This is a genomic window from Leptolyngbya sp. FACHB-671, assembly GCF_014695745.1.
Lineage (GTDB): Bacteria > Cyanobacteriota > Cyanobacteriia > Elainellales > Elainellaceae > JAAUTN01.
Genome location: NZ_JACJOV010000169.1, coordinates 24,015 through 40,532 on the forward strand (window position 1 = coordinate 24,015; position 16,518 = coordinate 40,532).

14 protein-coding genes are annotated in these 16,518 nt (G+C 49.5%); 10 read left to right on the forward strand and 4 right to left on the reverse strand.

The features are described from left to right. The first annotated feature begins 69 nt into the window (after window positions 1-69). Window positions 70-1,542 (forward strand): GAF domain-containing sensor histidine kinase, encoded by a 1,473-nt coding sequence (locus H6F93_RS32290; protein ID WP_190690184.1) that lies wholly within the window; start codon window positions 70-72, stop codon window positions 1,540-1,542. Here H6F93_RS32290 and H6F93_RS32295 read toward each other — a convergent pair. After that, complete coding sequence (locus H6F93_RS32295) at window positions 1,539-3,647, reverse strand: GAF domain-containing sensor histidine kinase (RefSeq protein ID WP_199314288.1); 2,109 nt, start codon at window positions 3,645-3,647, stop codon at window positions 1,539-1,541. The genes H6F93_RS32290 and H6F93_RS32295 overlap by 4 nt on opposite strands. 417 nt (window positions 3,648-4,064) lie before the next feature. Between H6F93_RS32295 and H6F93_RS32300 the strand changes: the two genes are divergently transcribed. Genes H6F93_RS32300 through H6F93_RS32310 form a run of 3 tightly spaced genes read left to right on the forward strand, consistent with a single transcriptional unit; the run spans window position 4,065 to window position 6,639 of the window. Further along, a complete protein-coding gene (locus tag H6F93_RS32300) occupies window positions 4,065-4,265 on the forward strand; it encodes a hypothetical protein (protein ID WP_190646159.1) in 201 nt (66 codons plus the stop codon). A gap of 52 nt (window positions 4,266-4,317) precedes the next feature. After that, complete coding sequence (locus H6F93_RS32305) at window positions 4,318-5,598, forward strand: cytosine deaminase (RefSeq protein ID WP_190690187.1); 1,281 nt, start codon at window positions 4,318-4,320, stop codon at window positions 5,596-5,598. An 18-nt stretch (window positions 5,599-5,616) separates the two neighbouring features. Further along, window positions 5,617-6,639, forward strand: coding sequence for a phosphodiester glycosidase family protein (locus H6F93_RS32310; RefSeq protein ID WP_199314290.1), 1,023 nt, complete (start codon window positions 5,617-5,619; stop codon window positions 6,637-6,639). Between the two features lie 206 nt (window positions 6,640-6,845). Here H6F93_RS32310 and H6F93_RS32315 read toward each other — a convergent pair whose 3' ends face one another. Then, entirely contained in the window at window positions 6,846-8,564 is a 1,719-nt protein-coding gene (locus H6F93_RS32315; RefSeq protein ID WP_190690190.1) for an amidase, read from the reverse strand. Between the two features lie 631 nt (window positions 8,565-9,195). Between H6F93_RS32315 and H6F93_RS32325 the strand changes: the two genes are divergently transcribed. Genes H6F93_RS32325 through H6F93_RS32335 form a run of 3 tightly spaced genes read left to right on the forward strand, consistent with a single transcriptional unit; the run spans window position 9,196 to window position 11,238 of the window. Beyond that, window positions 9,196-9,516, forward strand: coding sequence for a YbaY family lipoprotein (locus H6F93_RS32325; RefSeq protein WP_190690199.1), 321 nt, complete (start codon window positions 9,196-9,198; stop codon window positions 9,514-9,516). A gap of 59 nt (window positions 9,517-9,575) precedes the next feature. After that, on the forward strand, window positions 9,576-10,001 hold the full coding sequence (locus H6F93_RS32330; protein ID WP_190690202.1) for a C6orf136 family protein: 426 nt from the start codon (window positions 9,576-9,578) through the stop codon (window positions 9,999-10,001). Between the two features lie 46 nt (window positions 10,002-10,047). Continuing rightward, window positions 10,048-11,238, forward strand: a complete 1,191-nt coding sequence (locus H6F93_RS32335) for a TRC40/GET3/ArsA family transport-energizing ATPase (RefSeq protein WP_190690204.1) — start codon at window positions 10,048-10,050, stop codon at window positions 11,236-11,238. A gap of 47 nt (window positions 11,239-11,285) precedes the next feature. Here the strand turns inward: H6F93_RS32335 and H6F93_RS32340 are convergent, their stop codons facing one another. Continuing rightward, window positions 11,286-12,083 carry a hypothetical protein gene (locus H6F93_RS32340; protein WP_190690207.1) on the reverse strand — a complete coding sequence of 266 codons (798 nt, stop codon included), beginning with the start codon at window positions 12,081-12,083 and terminating at the stop codon, window positions 11,286-11,288. Between H6F93_RS32340 and H6F93_RS32345 the strand changes: the two genes are divergently transcribed. The 3 genes from H6F93_RS32345 (at window position 12,082) to acs (ending at window position 15,994) form a co-directional block, all read left to right on the forward strand. Beyond that, window positions 12,082-12,255 (forward strand): hypothetical protein, encoded by a 174-nt coding sequence (locus H6F93_RS32345; protein ID WP_190690209.1) that lies wholly within the window; start codon window positions 12,082-12,084, stop codon window positions 12,253-12,255. The genes H6F93_RS32340 and H6F93_RS32345 overlap by 2 nt on opposite strands. A gap of 266 nt (window positions 12,256-12,521) precedes the next feature. Continuing rightward, the gene (locus H6F93_RS32350; protein ID WP_524538055.1) at window positions 12,522-13,607 is read left to right on the forward strand and encodes a Fe(3+) ABC transporter substrate-binding protein; all 1,086 of its coding nucleotides are present in this window, start codon (window positions 12,522-12,524) and stop codon (window positions 13,605-13,607) included. A gap of 413 nt (window positions 13,608-14,020) precedes the next feature. Beyond that, entirely contained in the window at window positions 14,021-15,994 is a 1,974-nt protein-coding gene (gene acs, locus H6F93_RS32355; protein WP_190690216.1) for an acetate--CoA ligase, read from the forward strand. Between the two features lie 81 nt (window positions 15,995-16,075). Here the strand turns inward: acs and H6F93_RS32360 are convergent, their stop codons facing one another. Next, window positions 16,076-16,471, reverse strand: a complete 396-nt coding sequence (locus tag H6F93_RS32360) for a hypothetical protein (protein WP_190646168.1) — start codon at window positions 16,469-16,471, stop codon at window positions 16,076-16,078. Window positions 16,472-16,518 lie beyond the last annotated feature (47 nt).

Here is a 16,518-nt window from a genome sequence, read left to right on the forward strand (position 1 = left end):
GATGTCTATATTGAACAGCCGCTTGTTAAATAGATGGTTCACATAATGCCTGCGAGGGAAGGGGTTGGCATGACAAACCCTGAAAATAGATTGTCTTGTCGTCTGGACAGCACACCAGGGTCCGAAAGAGAGCAGCAGCGTCTCGCTATTCTGACGGAGATGGGTTTGCTAGAAGCTGAAAGTGTGCCAATTTTTGAGGAAGCTACCCAAACAGCGGCGCATTCTTTGAACGCACCGATTTGCATTTTAGGATTGATAGATCGCGATCGCCAGTGGTTTAAGTCAGCTATTGGACTGTCTAGAATTGGCTTGATGAATAGTCTGGCATCTTCTCGCCAGCTTCCTCGCGAAGAGGCTTTCTGTACCCATGTTGTAGACAGCCATCAAATATTAGTCATTCACGATACCCTAACCCATTCTGCTTTTGCTAATAGCCTACTCGCTCAGCAGTACGGCATTCGAGCCTACTTGGGTGTGCCGTTGCTGATGTCTACGGGGTACTGCTTAGGGACGCTCGCAGTTATGGAGTTAGCGCCCCGTCACTTTACAACTAAAGAAATTGAATTTTTGGAGTTGATTGCTCGTTGGAGTGTGAGTGAGTTTGAGCGAAATCATTTGCTGAAACAAATGCAACTGGCTCGGCCCCCTGTTGGGGCACAACTTGAGCAGCCCATTGCAAGTGCGATTCCTAAATCTTCAGTGGCGACTAACCCTTTGGCAAATTCGGTTAAAGTCAACCTGATTGCTCAAATGACGCAGGAGCTTTGTACCCCTCTGACTTCAATCTTGGGAATGGCCAGCGTTCTTAATCGAGAAATTTACGGACCTTTGACAGACAAGCAAAAGGAATATATGGATATTGTCCATCACAGTGGACAGTACCTTTTGTCGCTAGTTAACGAGATTTTAGAATTAGGTGCTCTAGATGACACCAATCAGGGCTTGAGTCTTACATCCGTAGATATCGAAATGCTGTGTCAGCAAGTCATTAACACTTTAAAGCAGGTTGCGCAGCGCCGCGACCAACAGCTTCGATTAACGGTAGAGCCTGGACATCGCATCTGGTTGCTAGACAAAGACAAAGTGCGCCAAATGCTCTATCACTTGATATTTGGCATTATTCAGTCTGCTAGTACTGAAAGCATCTTGCGGATTCACGTTTCCCGCAAGTTAAACCAACTGGTGATCAAAATTTGGACTTCTCATCCGTGGCTGGGAGATGGACTGCCTCAGACGGAATTGCATTTTAATGAGTTAATTTCTCTGGAGGGAGAGGAGCCAAAATTGGTGAAAGGCGATCGCCTTCCTAATGATGGGATGGAAGAAATTCTTGATTCTGCAAATCCCAAGGTAGTTGGCGATCGAGCCAGCGACTTGAAATCAGCATTCGACCAGTCCCATCGAACTAGCAGTCGTCATAGCCTGGGATTAATGCTGACTCGTCAACTCGCTGAGCTACACGGTGGGCAAATTGTGCTTCAGGGTTCTGCAGAAGCAGGCTATCGCTATGTCATCACGTTGCCCCACATGACTGAAGATTAGTGTGTGTTCTGAATTGCGGAAGTTAACCTTTCACCAGTGTTTGACTGATCAGACTGAGTGGGAAGATAAAGATTGCGGGTGCGTACCAGTGAGGCAGAGTGCTTGACTGGAATCTCGATGATAAATTCAGAGCCGTTGTCTGGCTGCGAGTGAAATCTTAGGTGTCCTTGGTGTTGGTTGACTACAGTTTGATAGCTGACCGTCAAACCAAGCCCAACACCGTGACCGATTTGTTTGGTGGTGAAGAAAGGGTCAAAGATTCTGGGCTGAAATTCGTAGGGGATGCCGCAGCCGTTATCTGCGATCGCTATTCGTACCCATTCGCCCGTTAGCTCGTCCAAAAAGGACTCTATTCTAATCACGATGGTTTTAGGCTCTGCCTGATCCTGGTGCAGTGCTTCGACCGCATTAATTAACAGGTTCATGAATACCTGATTGAGTAATCTGGGGTAGCACTCAACCGCAGGGACATCGCCATATTGTCGAACTACCTGAATGTCAGACCTGATGTGGTTTTGCAGCACAAAAAGGGTGCTGTCTAGACCTGCCTGGAGGTCTGCTATTTTACAGTGGGCTTCATCTAGACGAGAAAAGCTTCGGAGTGACAGAACTACTTCGCGAATGCGAGTGGCTCCTGCTCTAATTGAGCCAAGAATGCGGGGCATATCTTGCAATAGGAAGTCTAGTTCAATTTCTCGCGCTAAGTCCTGAAGTGAGGAGTCTGCTTCGGGATAGCGGGTTTGGTAGTGGCTCAATAGCCGCAGCAAATCTTTGATGTAGCGCTCGATGTAGGGAATGTTGCCGTAGATAAAGCTGACCGGATTGTTGATTTCGTGGGCGACACCTGCCACTAGTTGTCCCAGGCTAGACATTTTCTCGCTTTGGATTAACTGCGCTTGGGTTTGCTGTAAGTCATGGAGCAGTGAGGCGAGATGTTCGGCTTGGGCGGCGCTGGCGATCGCCTGCTGTTGGGTTTGGGCATAGAGGTGCCCTTGCTGAATTGAAATTGCTAACTGATCTGCAACAGCCTGGGCCAGCTTTTGGTCATCCCTTGACCAGTAGCGAATGTGGGAACACTGATTGAGGTAAAGAATGGCCTGGAGGGTGCCATTTGCCTGGACTGGAACTACCAGCGACGACTTGATTTGAGCAAGCTGATATTCCTGGTTATCAGCGCCAATTCGGGCATCTTGGGTGATATCTGAGATGACGACCTGCTGACGATGTTGAATGACCCATTGGGTAATCGGGCCATTCGTATCAAAATCGTCTAGAGAGGCAGGCAAAGGTGGACGGCAAACCTCAAACAGGTGCTTGCGTCTAAAAACAGTCGCATCTGACTCTAAAGGAGAGGAAGGAGAGGTGACGGACTGTTTATGGTCTTCCTCCAGGTCTTCAACCCGATGTACCAGGCAGCGGTCGATTTCTAGAACGTCGAGCAGTTGGGCGATCGCCTCGGTCAGAATTGTTTCTAGCTCAAGGCTCTGGCGTGTTTGTGTTGTGATTTGATTAACGAGCTGTTCTCGCCGTGCCTGCTTTTGGGTTTTTTCGTAAAGCTGCGCCTGACGGATGGCAATCTCAAGCTGCTGGGCGATCGACTGCATAAAGTCAACCTCGGACTTGGACCAGCGACGAGGGCGATCGGCAAGGCAGGCGATAAACCCAGTTGAATTTTCTCGTCCCTGCACGGGTACCAGCAGGTTAGCGTGTGCTCCTAAGATTTGCAGTTTTGACTGAGCGAAATGATGGTGCCCAGGTGAGAACCAATTCGCAATTGAAGCTAAGCCCAGAGGCGCGGAGGTACTTCTAGCACTGACAATTAGTTCTCCAGCTTCAATTAGCGGTGCAACAGAGCTAAATCGGGAGAGTGGATAGTTTCCCAACTGAGAGGCATAACCATCAACCATTTGTTCACAGACGACGTGAACTCGCTGGGTATCTTTGACATACCAGAAAAAGATGCACCGCTCCAGGCTTAATAACGTTGCCACCTCGTCTACAGCAGTTTGGAGGACAACTTTAAGCTCCAGGGAATTGCGAATGCGATCGACAATCCGACGCAGGAGTGCATTCTGCTGAATCGGATCTTGAAATCTGCGTGTCAATAGCTTGTGAATTCGGTAAAAAAAGGGGCGCACGAGAAAAAAGCTAGCGAAGATCTGACGCAAATCACCCAAACATATTGCTTGAAGCCAACATTAACCGCACTTTAAGCAGAAACAACGGAGGTAGACTGCACCAATCTCTAGCCAACGCACTAAAACCTGATATACATCATTGCTTATTGAGCATCTAGCTTCTGGTAGACAAATTCAGTAGCTTACTTAACTTTATTCAAAAATTTAGAGAGTGACCAGGATCACTCTTCTTGCTGAGATTAGTCACTCGTTTCCAGCAGTCTGCCATCAGGGTTAAGCGCTGCTACCTCCAATCTCTGTCTGTCGACTCACCTCGTCATCCTGTACAACATCACATATTAGTTACATACCTTAACGCTTCTCATATTGATTCCCCTAATTCCTATGTCTGCCCAAATTAAGCCTCAATCGGACATTGCCCAATTGGTTGAGAAGATTCTCTCCTCTCGTAAGATCACCCGGGCTGACCAGCGCCGCTTTATGTCTACAGCTTTGTCTAAAGTACGGCTCAGCCATGATGATCAGATTCAGGTGAACCGAGTTTTTGATGGACTGCGCAGCGGACTGTTGAAGGTTGTGGATTAAAGTGAAGAGGTTGGTCTGACTGTTGACCAGGCTGATTGGAAGCTGGGAAATTATGTCTTCACAAGTCCTTGATCTGCTGCTGCGTCGCTGTCGGTTAATTCATCTTGATCAGCCTGCTGAAACGGTTGATATTGCCATTCAGGCTGGAAGGATTGTGGCGATCGCCCCTCACCTTGACCAGTCGGCTCAGCTAGAGCTAGATATTCAGGAGCAAATGGTCAGTCCGCCATTTGTGGAGTCGCATATTCACCTAGATTCTGCTCTGACAGCGGGGGAGCCTCGTTGGAATCAAAGTGGCACGTTGTTTGAAGGTATTGAGATTTGGCGCGATCGCAAGCAATCGTTGACGATAGAAGACGTAAAGCAACGGGCGATCGCCACCCTCAAGCAGCAGGCGATGCAGGGAGTGCTATTTGTCCGCAGCCATGCTGACGTAAGTGAACAAAACCTGATTGCGCTCAAAGGTTTGCTAGAAGTCCGTGAAGAAGTGAAAGACTGGATCACGCTGCAAGTGGTTGCCTTTCCGCAAGATGGCGTGTACGGCGGGTCTAAGAACGAAGAACTGATGGAAGAAGCGCTGCGATTGGGCGTTGATGTGGTCGGTGGCATTCCCCATTACGAACTAACCCGTGAAGATGGGGTGCGATCAATTCACCGCATCTTTGAACTAGCGCAAAAGTACGATCGCCTCATTGACATTCACTGTGACGAGATTGACGATGACCAGTCTCGCTTTTTGGAAGTCGTCGCTGCTTGGGCTCTGCGGACAGATATGGGGGCACGGGTAACTGCCAGCCACACCACTGCTTTTGGCTCTTACAACAACGCCTATGCCTTCAAGCTATTGGGCTTTTTGCAGCGCACACCAATCAACTTCATCGCTAATCCGTTGATTAACATCACGCTTCAGGGACGGGCAGACACCTACCCCAAGCGACGTGGCGTAACGCGAGTCAAGGAACTCTGGCAGCAGGGACAAAACGTTAGCTTGGGTCACGATTGTGTTCAAGATCCCTGGTATAGCTTAGGTACGGGCAACATGCTAGATGTGGCAAGCATGGCAGTTCACGTTTGTCAGATGACGGGCACTCCAGAAATTGATGCTTGCTACAACATGATTACCTGGCATGGTGCAAAGACATTGCACATTGAAGATCAGTACGGCGTTGAGGTGGGCAAACCCGCAAACTTAATTGTGCTGGATGCGGGCGATCGCTATGATGCTATCCGTCGTCGTGCTACCGTCCGCTATGTCATTTCCCGAGGAAAACTGTTAGCTCATACAGAGCCACCCAACCCCCAGTGGAAAGGTGAGAGTAAAGATGAAGGATAAAACCGCTCCATAGCTTCTATGGTGAAGGATTGGCATACCTTCATGGGTTCCTCCGGTTGGGAGGAGAGCAATAAAGAACAATTAGCTCAGGAACAATTTTTAGAGTTAGATGTGAGAAAAAAGTGGCTGACTGCAATAGCGCTGGCAGGTTTTGGGTTTCTGATGTTTGTGGTTGTTTCGCTAAACCTGTGGGCATCTCAACCTGCTGTGCAACCAGAATTTGCTGCTCAGTCGGAACCCGTCCCTTCTACGATTCCGGTGAGTGAACTGCGATACGAGGTGTATACGCTGCCCCAGAGCATTGTGCATACGCTGTTGATTCCTATAGGGGAGCGGTTTACGGTTGTTCCGGCGGTCGCCCCTTCTGCCAATACGATCGAAGAGTTTGCAGTGGAATATGGGGCGATCGCTGCCATCAATGGCGGCTTCTTTGACCCCGAAAATCTGAAATCGACTTCATATGTTGTGCTGAATGGCGAACAGGTTGCCGATCCGCGAGATGACGAGCTGCTAGTCAGCAACCCTCAACTCATTCCTTACTTAGACAAAATTTTTAACCGAACTGAATTGCGTCAATATCGCTGTGGGCAAACGGTCCGCTACGATATGTCCTTACACGAACAAGCTGTGCCACCGGATTGTGAATTACTGAGTGCATTGGGAGGTGGACCTCGCTTGTTACCAGAACTCACTTCCGTGCAGGAAGGATTTTGGCATGTGGTTGATGGTCAAATTTTGCGAGATCCATTAGGAATAGAACGCCCCAATGCCAGATCTGCGGTGGGAATCACCCGTGAAGGCAACATTATTCTTGCAATGGTAGCTCAACAACCTGAAGCACCCGCTAATTCTGGAATGTCTTTGTCAGAGCTAGCCGATTGCCTTAAAAATCTAGGTGCTGAGCAGGCGATGAACCTGGATGGTGGCGGATCAGCATCCTTTTATTTCGGTGGTGAAGCGGTTTATGGCAAGGTCGATGAAGCGGGCGATCGCGTCGTGCGATCGGTTAAGTCGGTGTTGCTAGTTCGTGAGAATTCGTAGTTGATGGGTTGGCGATCGCAGTAAAGGATTGAGTCGTAAGGAGATCGCTAAGAAAAAGTTTACCCTCAGGTAGGGGCAGGTTTTGCCAAAATCTCTGCAGTTGAGCGACAGCTTTAATGCTAAACCTGCCCTTACAGGTATCTTGTTTGCGAGAAATCTTCTACAACAAAGGGTTAGAGGATGTTCTTTCTTATTCCCAAATTATTCTAATTGCGTTTACGCTTCAAGCCAAAAGCACTCAGCCCAACTACCACCAAAGCAGACACCGTAGCTGGCTCTGGCACAAGGACGGGCGGACGGCGCAGCATCGTGGCTTGCTCGTAGTCGTAGGCATAGCCAATAATTTCTGCCTCGCCAAAATAGTTGCCCATAAACTCTAGCGACATCGGAATTCCTTCTTTGGAATAGCCCATTGGCACGGTAATTCCTGGTAAGCCTAAAATGTTGGCTTCAAATCGCGCAGGAAGGCTACCGTAGGTCGCATAAACTTCGTTTGCCTCTTCTCCTTGCGGCGGTGCAAGGTAGTTGAGGGTCGGGAAGACGAATGCGTCAATGCCCTTTGCTTCCATAAAGTCTTCGTATTCTAAAGTTCGTAGTTTGGCGATCGCCTCCAACGCCTGATCTACAAGCGGCAAATCTTCCCAGGGTTTAGCATCTCCCGCAGCGATCGTATCGGCAACCTGTTTGACGTAATCGTAGAATTCATAGTCCTCTGGCAAAATGTCGAGCAAATCAACAAAGGACTTAATCTCATCGTCGTCGTAACTCTTGATTAGTTGCTCATAGTAATAGGCTCGACTTTGAAGGTTACGCGAACTGTCGGTGGGATAGTCGTAAGGTGGATTGCCATTCACCAAGTAGTCAATAAACCAGGTTTCGTGAGCTGGAATATCAACCTCAACTAAAGTTGCGCCTTGTGCTCTCAAGTCCCGTTTGGCTTGCTCAAATGCCTCAGAAATTTGGGGGTCTAGCGGGAAACTTTCACCCTTAGCCGGATCGCCCTTACCAATATAAGAACGAGGCAAACCCAACACCACCCCTTCCAGGGAAGTATCATCTAGAGCGCTACTGTAATCCGGCGATTCAGGAATTTCTGGAATGTATGGGTTCCAAATATTGTTGGGGTCAAAATCAACCAGTGCTTCCATTGCGAAGGCGACATCTGCAACCGATTTTGCCATTGGCCCAACTGCGTCTCGCTCTGCAACCAAGGGCCAGGTGCCATCTACTGAGATGAGTCCGGCGCTGGGCTTGAGTCCTACCAGTGAATTGTGAGCGCTGGGTACTCGAATTGAGCCGCCCGTTTCACCCCCCATTGCAAACATGGCAAAGCCAGCGGCGATCGCTGCCCCCGATCCACTACTAGAACCACCGGGAGTGCGATCAGGAGCATAGGGATTGATCACTGGGCCATATGCTTCGCTGATGCCGTCGTAGGAAAAGGCCCAGGTGCTCATGTTTGCTTTACCCAGAATGACTGCTCCAGCTTCGCGCAGTTGGCTCACTGAAAACGCATCATCTTGAGCAATAAGTGTCTTAAAAACTTCGACTCCGTTAGTAGTCGGTAGTCCTTCTACGTCATAAGAATCTTTGATCAGAACGGGAATGCCGTGCAGCGGACCTAATACAGTTCCTTGCGATCGCAACTCATCTAACGCTGCTGCATCTTCAAGGGCATCAGGATTCAGATACGCAACTGAGTTGATAGTGGGGCCAGCCTGGTCAAACTCAGCAATGCGGTCAAGGTACATCTGCGTCAGTTCGCTGCTCGTCAGCGTTCCTTCACTAAATGCGGCACTCACATCCAAAATTGTTGCTTCATCCAGCGGAACCGAGAACGTTGCTGCTTCTGCGACTATTGGAATGAGTCCTAGTAATAGAGATGGAGTTGCCACCAAAACGGCTTTCTGAAGGCATCTAGTCATTAAGTATCACATCCTCACTTGATTACTACAGATTTAACGGGGGCTGATAAGAATTAATTGAGGTAACGTGAGCAAGTTGAATCTGTTTAACTCGGTTAAACGCAACTTTTCCATGACAAAACGATTGCTCAAAGGCAATATCTTGATCTTCTTTAGAAGTCTTCCAGAAAACATTTTTAGGACGGTATTTTACGCCGATCATAAATGAGGTTTTTAAGAATACCTCTAAAGATAGATTCAGTTAAAGTTAAGGAGAAGAGATTAGCTTGGACGGAGAAAAATGCTCTGTAGCTTGAAGTTAAGTTCCATTCGCAGATACTTTCGTAACTTCTACTACAGTTCATGAAAAGTTTATATAGGGGCGCATAGCAATTACGATTTACCTTCAAGAATCAGATCTCCGACTTCTTTGAAAAGTCAAAGGTTTAGCATTCGAACTTAGAGGAGTGCTATAAAATTGCTATGTTTTGATTCAGTAAAAAGTAAGCTCCTGATTTTTGATTTCCAGGTATAAATTGTTGTATATGAAGGGCTAGATATGCAGAGCTTAGGAGTAATTTACGCTACTACGCTAAGTCTTTTAATGCTAATTGGATTAACTTCAAACTCACTTCCATCAGAACCTAACAAAGTGAGTGGAACCCTGATTTCTGCTCCAAGCGTTGCACTTCCTGAAGGAGCGATCGCCTACATCACGCTCTTAGACGTATCGCCCCGAGAAGATGTAGAATCTAGCATCATTGCTCGACAAACTATCACTGATCCTGATCAACTTCCTATTGCATTTGAAGTACTCTATAGTCTCAACCGAATTCGCTCTGACCATCTCTACGCAATCCAGGCGCAAGTCACTACGGAAGGGAGAGTTGTTTTAAGAAATTGCTCAGCTTATCCAGTGATCACTCAAGGGAATCCGTCTGTAATTGAGGTTTTGGTTGATTTGGTGGAGTAGACGGACAACTATGCATAAAACAAAGTTTTGCTGTAGCAGGAGTAGGGACAGTAGTAGTGATGAATATTGTTGAAACGCTTAAAGACGACTACAGCAGGTTTCCTAAAGACCAAACCTATAGTCTTTATGCGGAAGATGTTTACTTCAAAGACCCGATGACTCAGTTTCGGGGGTGCGATCGCTACAAACTAATGATTGGTTTCATCGACACCTGGTTCATCAATCCCAAAATGGATTTGCATCAGATTCAGCAAACGGGGAATCAGATTAGAACTGAGTGGACGCTGAGTTGGAATACGCCTTTGCCCTGGAAACCGAGAATTGCGATCGCAGGCTGGAGTGAACTAGAGCTCAACCAGGACGGCTTAATCTGTGCTCACATCGATTACTGGCACTGCTCCCGACTGGATGTCGTGAAGCAACACTTTTTTCCCAAAGACAAATCCCCCAGCGCGAACCGCACCGAAGAAAAACCGATAGATTAAAAGAACGTAAATATTTGAGTCGTTTCTTAGGTGGGTTCGATTATCCATGCGCGTAATCTTGATGACGGGTAAGGGAGGGGTGGGCAAGACCTCAGTCGCAGCTGCGACGGGTCTGCGTAGCGCAGAATTGGGTTATCGCACCCTCGTCCTCAGTACCGATCCGGCACATTCCCTAGCAGACAGCTTTGACATAGAGCTAGAACACGCTCCCCGCGAGGTGACTCCTAACCTGTGGGGTGCAGAGCTAGATGCGTTGATGGAGCTAGAAGGAAACTGGGGTGCTGTCAAACGTTACATTACTCAAGTGCTGCAGGCGAGAGGGCTAGAAGGCATAGAGGCTGAAGAGTTAGCCATTCTCCCTGGCATGGACGAGATTTTTAGCCTGGTGCGGATGAAGCGGCACTATGACGAGGGCGAATTTGACGTACTCATTATTGACTCTGCCCCGACTGGAACTGCACTGCGGCTATTGAGCTTGCCGGAAGTAGCGGGTTGGTATATGCGGAGGTTTTACAAGCCGTTGCAGGCAATGTCTGTAGCGTTGCGTCCGCTGGTAGAGCCACTGTTTCGCCCGATCGCCGGATTCTCATTGCCCAACAAAGAAGTAATGGATGCGCCCTTCGAGTTTTATGAACAGATTGAAGCGTTAGAGAAAGTCTTGACTGACAATACTCAAACCTCAGTGCGGCTAGTCACCAACCCTGAAAAGATGGTGATTAAAGAATCGCTCCGTGCCCATGCTTACCTCAGCCTTTATAACGTGGCAACTGACATGGTTGTGGCAAATCGAATCATTCCTGACGAGGTGACTGATCCATTTTTCCAGCGGTGGAAGGAAAATCAGCAGCAGTATCGCCACGAGATCCACGAAAACTTCCACCCTCTGCCTGTGAAAGAAGTGCCGCTCTACTCAGAGGAAATGTGCGGCATGGAAGCACTTAATCGGCTGAAGGAAACGCTGTACGCCGATGAAGACCCAACGCAGGTTTACTACAAAGAAACAACGTTGCGGGTAGTGCAAGACCAGAATCAATACAGCCTAGAAGTTTACCTACCGGGAATTCCCAAGGATCAAGTTGAGCTGACCAAAACGGGAGATGAGCTAAACATTAGAATTGGCAATCATCGGCGCAATCTGGTTCTGCCTCAAGCGCTGGCAGCACTTCAGCCTGCCGGGGCAAAAATGGAAGAAGATTACCTGAAGATTCGCTTTGCGGATGCGGCAAAGGTGGGGTAGCGATTAGCGCTCCGCGCAACTCCGCAGGAACCGCCTCCCAACCCAGTTTACGAGTTAGGCGCTTCCGTTAGCTGCTCTAACTCGTCACGGGTCATCGGCTGGTCAGCTAGAACATAGAAGGTTCCCTGCAGCGTAGAGAGCAAATTGAGATATTCCGTTTCACCGTTTCTGGAAACTTCGTACACTCTAAAGCCGGGAACTTCGTCATCCGTCTGCGACTCAACCTCGTAGCCTTTGTTTTCTAATTCTTGCTCTAGTGTCCTGGCGACTGCTCGCCACTGCGTGTCCTGAGTTTGCCAGCAGTTTTCCTGACCGCCACAGCGAGGTTCCCCACCAATCGCCGCGTGGGGAATTTCTGCTGAAAACGAACCCGTGATTTCTGGCGAAGGAGTAGGGGAAGATGCGGGGGAAGCGGTTGGAGAAGGCTGCGTAGAGTCTAGGGTGCCCTGAGGTGAAGGGGTTGGGCTTGGAGCAGACGAATTGGACTGAGGAGCGGGGCTGGGTGATGCTTGGGGTGAAGGAGTTGGCGAAGCGGGCGGAGGCGCAGTCGGACGCGCAGCCACAGGTGCAGTGGGGCGAGGAGCCACAGGCGCAGCTTGAACAGTTGGTGATGGTGATATGGGTGGTGATGGAACCGCTACAGGTGAAGGGACTGTAGGCGAAGGCGAAGCAGGAAGCTGAGTAATCCGAACGGGTTCCTCAGAAATGGGCAATTCCGACGTGGAGCGATTGGGCAGCGGCAGCAGCAACACCACGACATGTAACCCGGCTGAAACGATGACCCAGGGTCGCAGCAGCAAACGTAGAGGCGTGGGCAATCTTTTCCAAAGGCGCGGCTGGGTCATGGACTTAACGCAAAAAGTTGGGAAGAAATTGAAGAAACGAGGGACAGGTGGAGGTGGAGCGGTTCCTGCGGAGTTGCGCGGAGCGCTAATCGCCAATCCAACCTACGCAACTGTTCTAAAAACTCTTGCAGAAGAAACGGTCCTACCACAGAGAGTATTGCAAAAGATTTGAAAGTTTGGTAGGAGCGTCAGCCCCAATCAAAATATCTTTCCTGCTCTAAAAAGCTTACCAGATCTGCTTTCCAGAACAAGCAATTTAGCTAATTCTGTATTCTTCGCAAACCAAAAAAGTCATATAGCTGAAAAAACTAGCTTGCTAGTTAGGAATTACTTGCATTAATAGTACAATACAGCCTTGACCAAACTCATGAACAGACGGATGGCGTGTAGCTATCTGTTGACTTAATAACTCACAGGAGTAAACCACAGATTATGAAGATGACAAGGCGCGTCTTTATGGGCGCAGGTGCAGCAATGGCTGCGGTGGCGGCTGGGCAACTGGGGAGAACTGCCCCTGGTCAGGCTCAAATTGCTCCCCGTGGCGATCGCTCAACCCGACTTGCCCAGGCTGGCGGAGTCGTCAATCTTTACTCAGCCCGTCACTATGACACTGATAACGACTTATACCAAAGCTTTACGAACCGGACTGGAGTTCAAGTCAACTTGGTCGAGGCTGAAGCTGACCAACTGATTGAACGGATCAAGAGCGAAGGGGCAAACAGTCCGGCTGATGTGTTCATCACGGTGGATGCAGGTCGTCTCTGGCGGGCAGAAGAGGAAGGCATCTTACAACCAGTCTCTTCCTCTGTGCTGGAGCAAGCCGTGCCAGAAAATCTGCGGCATCCAGAGGGCTTGTGGTTTGGTCTTTCTAAGCGGGCGCGGGTGATTGTCTATAACAAATCTCGCGTTAACCCAGCCGAGCTATCTAGCTACGAAGATTTGGCAGACGAAAAGTGGCGCGGACGGCTTCTGGTCAGATCGTCATCCAACGTTTACAACCAATCTCTGGTTGGCGCTTTGCTGGAAGCACACGGTCCACAGTTTACAGAGGAATGGGCGCGGGGAATTGTTGCCAACTTTGCCCGTCCCCCTGAAGGCGGCGACACCCCTCAAATTCAAGCGGTTGCGGCAGGAGTCGGAGATGTAGCGATCTCCAATCACTACTACTATTTGCGCTTGCTCAATTCTGAGAACCCCGAAGAGCGGGAAGCTGCTGAGCAAACTGCAATCTTCTTCCCCAACCAGCGCGATCGCGGTACCCACGTCAATATCAGCGGTGGCGGCGTACTAGCCAACTCTCCCAACAGAGAAGCAGCCATCCAATTCCTAGAGCATTTGGTTAGTCCCGAAGCTCAGGCAATCTTTGCCAAAGGAAACAGTGAGTATCCTGTCTTGCAAGGAGTTGAGCTTGATCCTGTAGTTGCAGCTCTGGGTGAGTTTAGAGAAGACAGTATCAATGCGTCTGTATTTGGACGCAATAATCCAGAAGCGCTTCAAATTATGGATAGAGCAGGTTGGGCATAGGAATGGGGCTAGGGGTTGGAGGCTAGGGATCGCCTTAAACCTTTACTTCTACCCTGTCCTGCTTAAATGCAGCCTGACAACACACCTCAACCTGAAGCAATTCACCGGACGGGTAGGGGCGCAGCATTCGGCAGCAATTCTGGGTTCTAAAGAGAATCCTTGCCCGAATGCTACGCCCTTGCAGAGGTTTTTCACTTTATAGATGGAAAGGCATCCTGCAAATGGGGTGCCTTTCCATTATTTTTTGAATTGGTACACCCTAATCAGCACTGCCTTCCATCCTCCCAAGTCTTGTAAAAGTTAAAGAAAACATACTTGCTGTGCAAATTAGCGGCTAAAAAAAGTATGGTTTGGAGAAGGTAGCCCCCATTACCCACCGGAAAGTTGCCGCCGCAGACACACAGCAAAGCACTATGTCAGAATCTACGATTGAATCAATTCTTCAAGAAAAGCGATTATTTAATCCCCCTGCTGCTTTTTCTCAGCAGGCCCATATCAAAAGCCTGGAAGAATATGAGCAGCTTTATAAACGGGCTGAGGCTGACCCAGAAAAGTTTTGGGCAGAACTAGCGCAAAAGGAACTGCACTGGTTTGAAAAGTGGGACACGGTGCTAGATTGGCAGCCGCCCTTTGCTAAGTGGTTTGTCAACGGCAAAACCAACATTTCCTACAACTGCCTCGATCGCCACTTAACAACCTGGCGGCGTAACAAAGCAGCACTAATTTGGGAAGGCGAACCCGGTGATTCACGTACCCTCACCTATGCCCAGCTTCACCGAGAGGTTTGTCAGTTTGCCAATGCGCTAAAGCATCTGGGTGTGCAGAAAGGCGATCGCGTCGGTATCTATATGCCGATGATTCCTGAAGCGGCGATCGCCATGCTTGCCTGCGCCCGCATTGGTGCGCCCCATACGGTCGTCTTTGGTGGATTCAGCGCTGAAGCATTGCGCGATCGCCTGGTTGATGGACAGGTGAAGCTGGTTGTGACAGCAGACGGGGGTTGGCGCAAAGATGCGATCGTGCCGCTGAAAACTCAGGTTGATAAAGCGTTAGCAGATGGCAATGCACCCAGCGTCGAAAATGTGTTAGTCGTACGTCGGACGGGACAAGAAGTTCCCATGCAGCTAGGTGCCCGTGACCATTGGTGGCACGAACTCCAGCCGCAGATGTCAGCCAATTGTCCCGCAGAGCCGATGGATAGCGAAGACGTGCTGTTCATTCTCTACACTTCTGGCAGTACAGGCAAACCCAAAGGTGTGGTGCATACCACGGGTGGCTATAACCTCTACACCCACATGACCACCAAGTGGATTTTTGACCTGCACGATGACGACGTGTATTGGTGTACCGCTGACGTAGGCTGGATCACCGGACACAGCTATATCGTCTACGGTCCACTGTCCAACGGGGCAACCAGTCTGATGTACGAAGGTGCGCCTCGTCCTTCAAACCCTGGCTGTATGTGGGACGTGATTGAGAAGTACGGCGTAAATGTGTTTTACACTGCACCGACCGCTATTCGCGCTTTTATCAAAATGGGTGAAGACTTGCCTAAAGCGAAGGATCTGTCTTCGCTGCGGTTGTTGGGCACGGTTGGCGAACCCATTAATCCAGAAGCCTGGATGTGGTATCACCGTGTAATCGGAGGCGAACGCTGCCCGATTGTCGATACCTGGTGGCAGACCGAGACTGGCGGTATTATGATTACGCCACTACCAGGAGCCATTCCTACTAAACCTGGTTCTGCGACCCGTCCTTTCCCCGGAATTTTGGCGGACATTGTGAATCTAGAGGGCAATTCAGTCAAGGAAAATGAGGGTGGCTACCTGGCGGTGAAGCATCCCTGGCCGGGCATGATGCGAACGGTTTATGGCGACCCCGATCGCTTTCGACGTACCTACTGGGAACACATTCCGCCTAAAGACGGGAAATATTTTTACTTTGCTGGAGATGGCGCACGGCGCGATGAAGATGGCTATTACTGGGTGATGGGTCGGGTCGATGACGTGATCAACGTCGCAGGACATCGCCTTGGCACAATGGAAATTGAGTCAGCGCTGGTTTCCCACCCTGCTGTGGCTGAGGCGGCAGTCGTTGGCAAGCCCGATGAGGTGAAAGGGCAAGACGTATTTGCCTTTGTCACGCTGGAGGGCAGCTATACCGCCAGCGATGACCTCAAGAGTGAGTTGAAAAAGCATGTGGTGCAGGAGATTGGGGCGATCGCCCGCCCCGGTGAGATCCGCTTTGCCGATGCCCTGCCCAAAACTCGCTCCGGTAAAATTATGCGTCGCTTGTTAAGAACGATCGCCAGTGGTGAAGCAGTCTCCGGCGACACCTCAACCCTAGAGGATATGGGTGTTCTAGACAAACTGCGGGAAACCCCATAAACCTGCTTTTGCTTCCGTAGGGGCGGTTCGCGAACCGCCCCTACCGTTGTTGCGCTTCACCAACTTCTATCTGAATCGATCTTAATCTTCTTCGCGGGACGCACGACCATCACGGCGGCCCAACTCATACACACCGCCACCGATCGCTGCAAGAATGCCCACGCTAATTGCCCAACTTTGTCCTAACCCAACTTCCACGCCGTAGTTAAACAATCCACCCACTAGCAAAAACGGCACGATGCTAAACAGGGAAGCATAGAGGGCGTTTAAAGATTCCCTGCCTTTGCGAGTACGCTCAAACTCTTCTGCTGAAGTGTAGAGAAACCGTTCAGCAAAGTTGAACCAGCGGTTTAGCTGCTCCATTACCCATTCGCTGATGGGCGAAAAGCCCAAGTACAGCGCTAATGACCATAGTCCAACGCCTGCTAGCGTTGTCGCATCCAGTCCAAACCGGAAGGGAAAAAGTTCGGTCAGCATGGGTAGAGCGATCACTTAAGAAACTTTACTAATTGTAATATAAACGC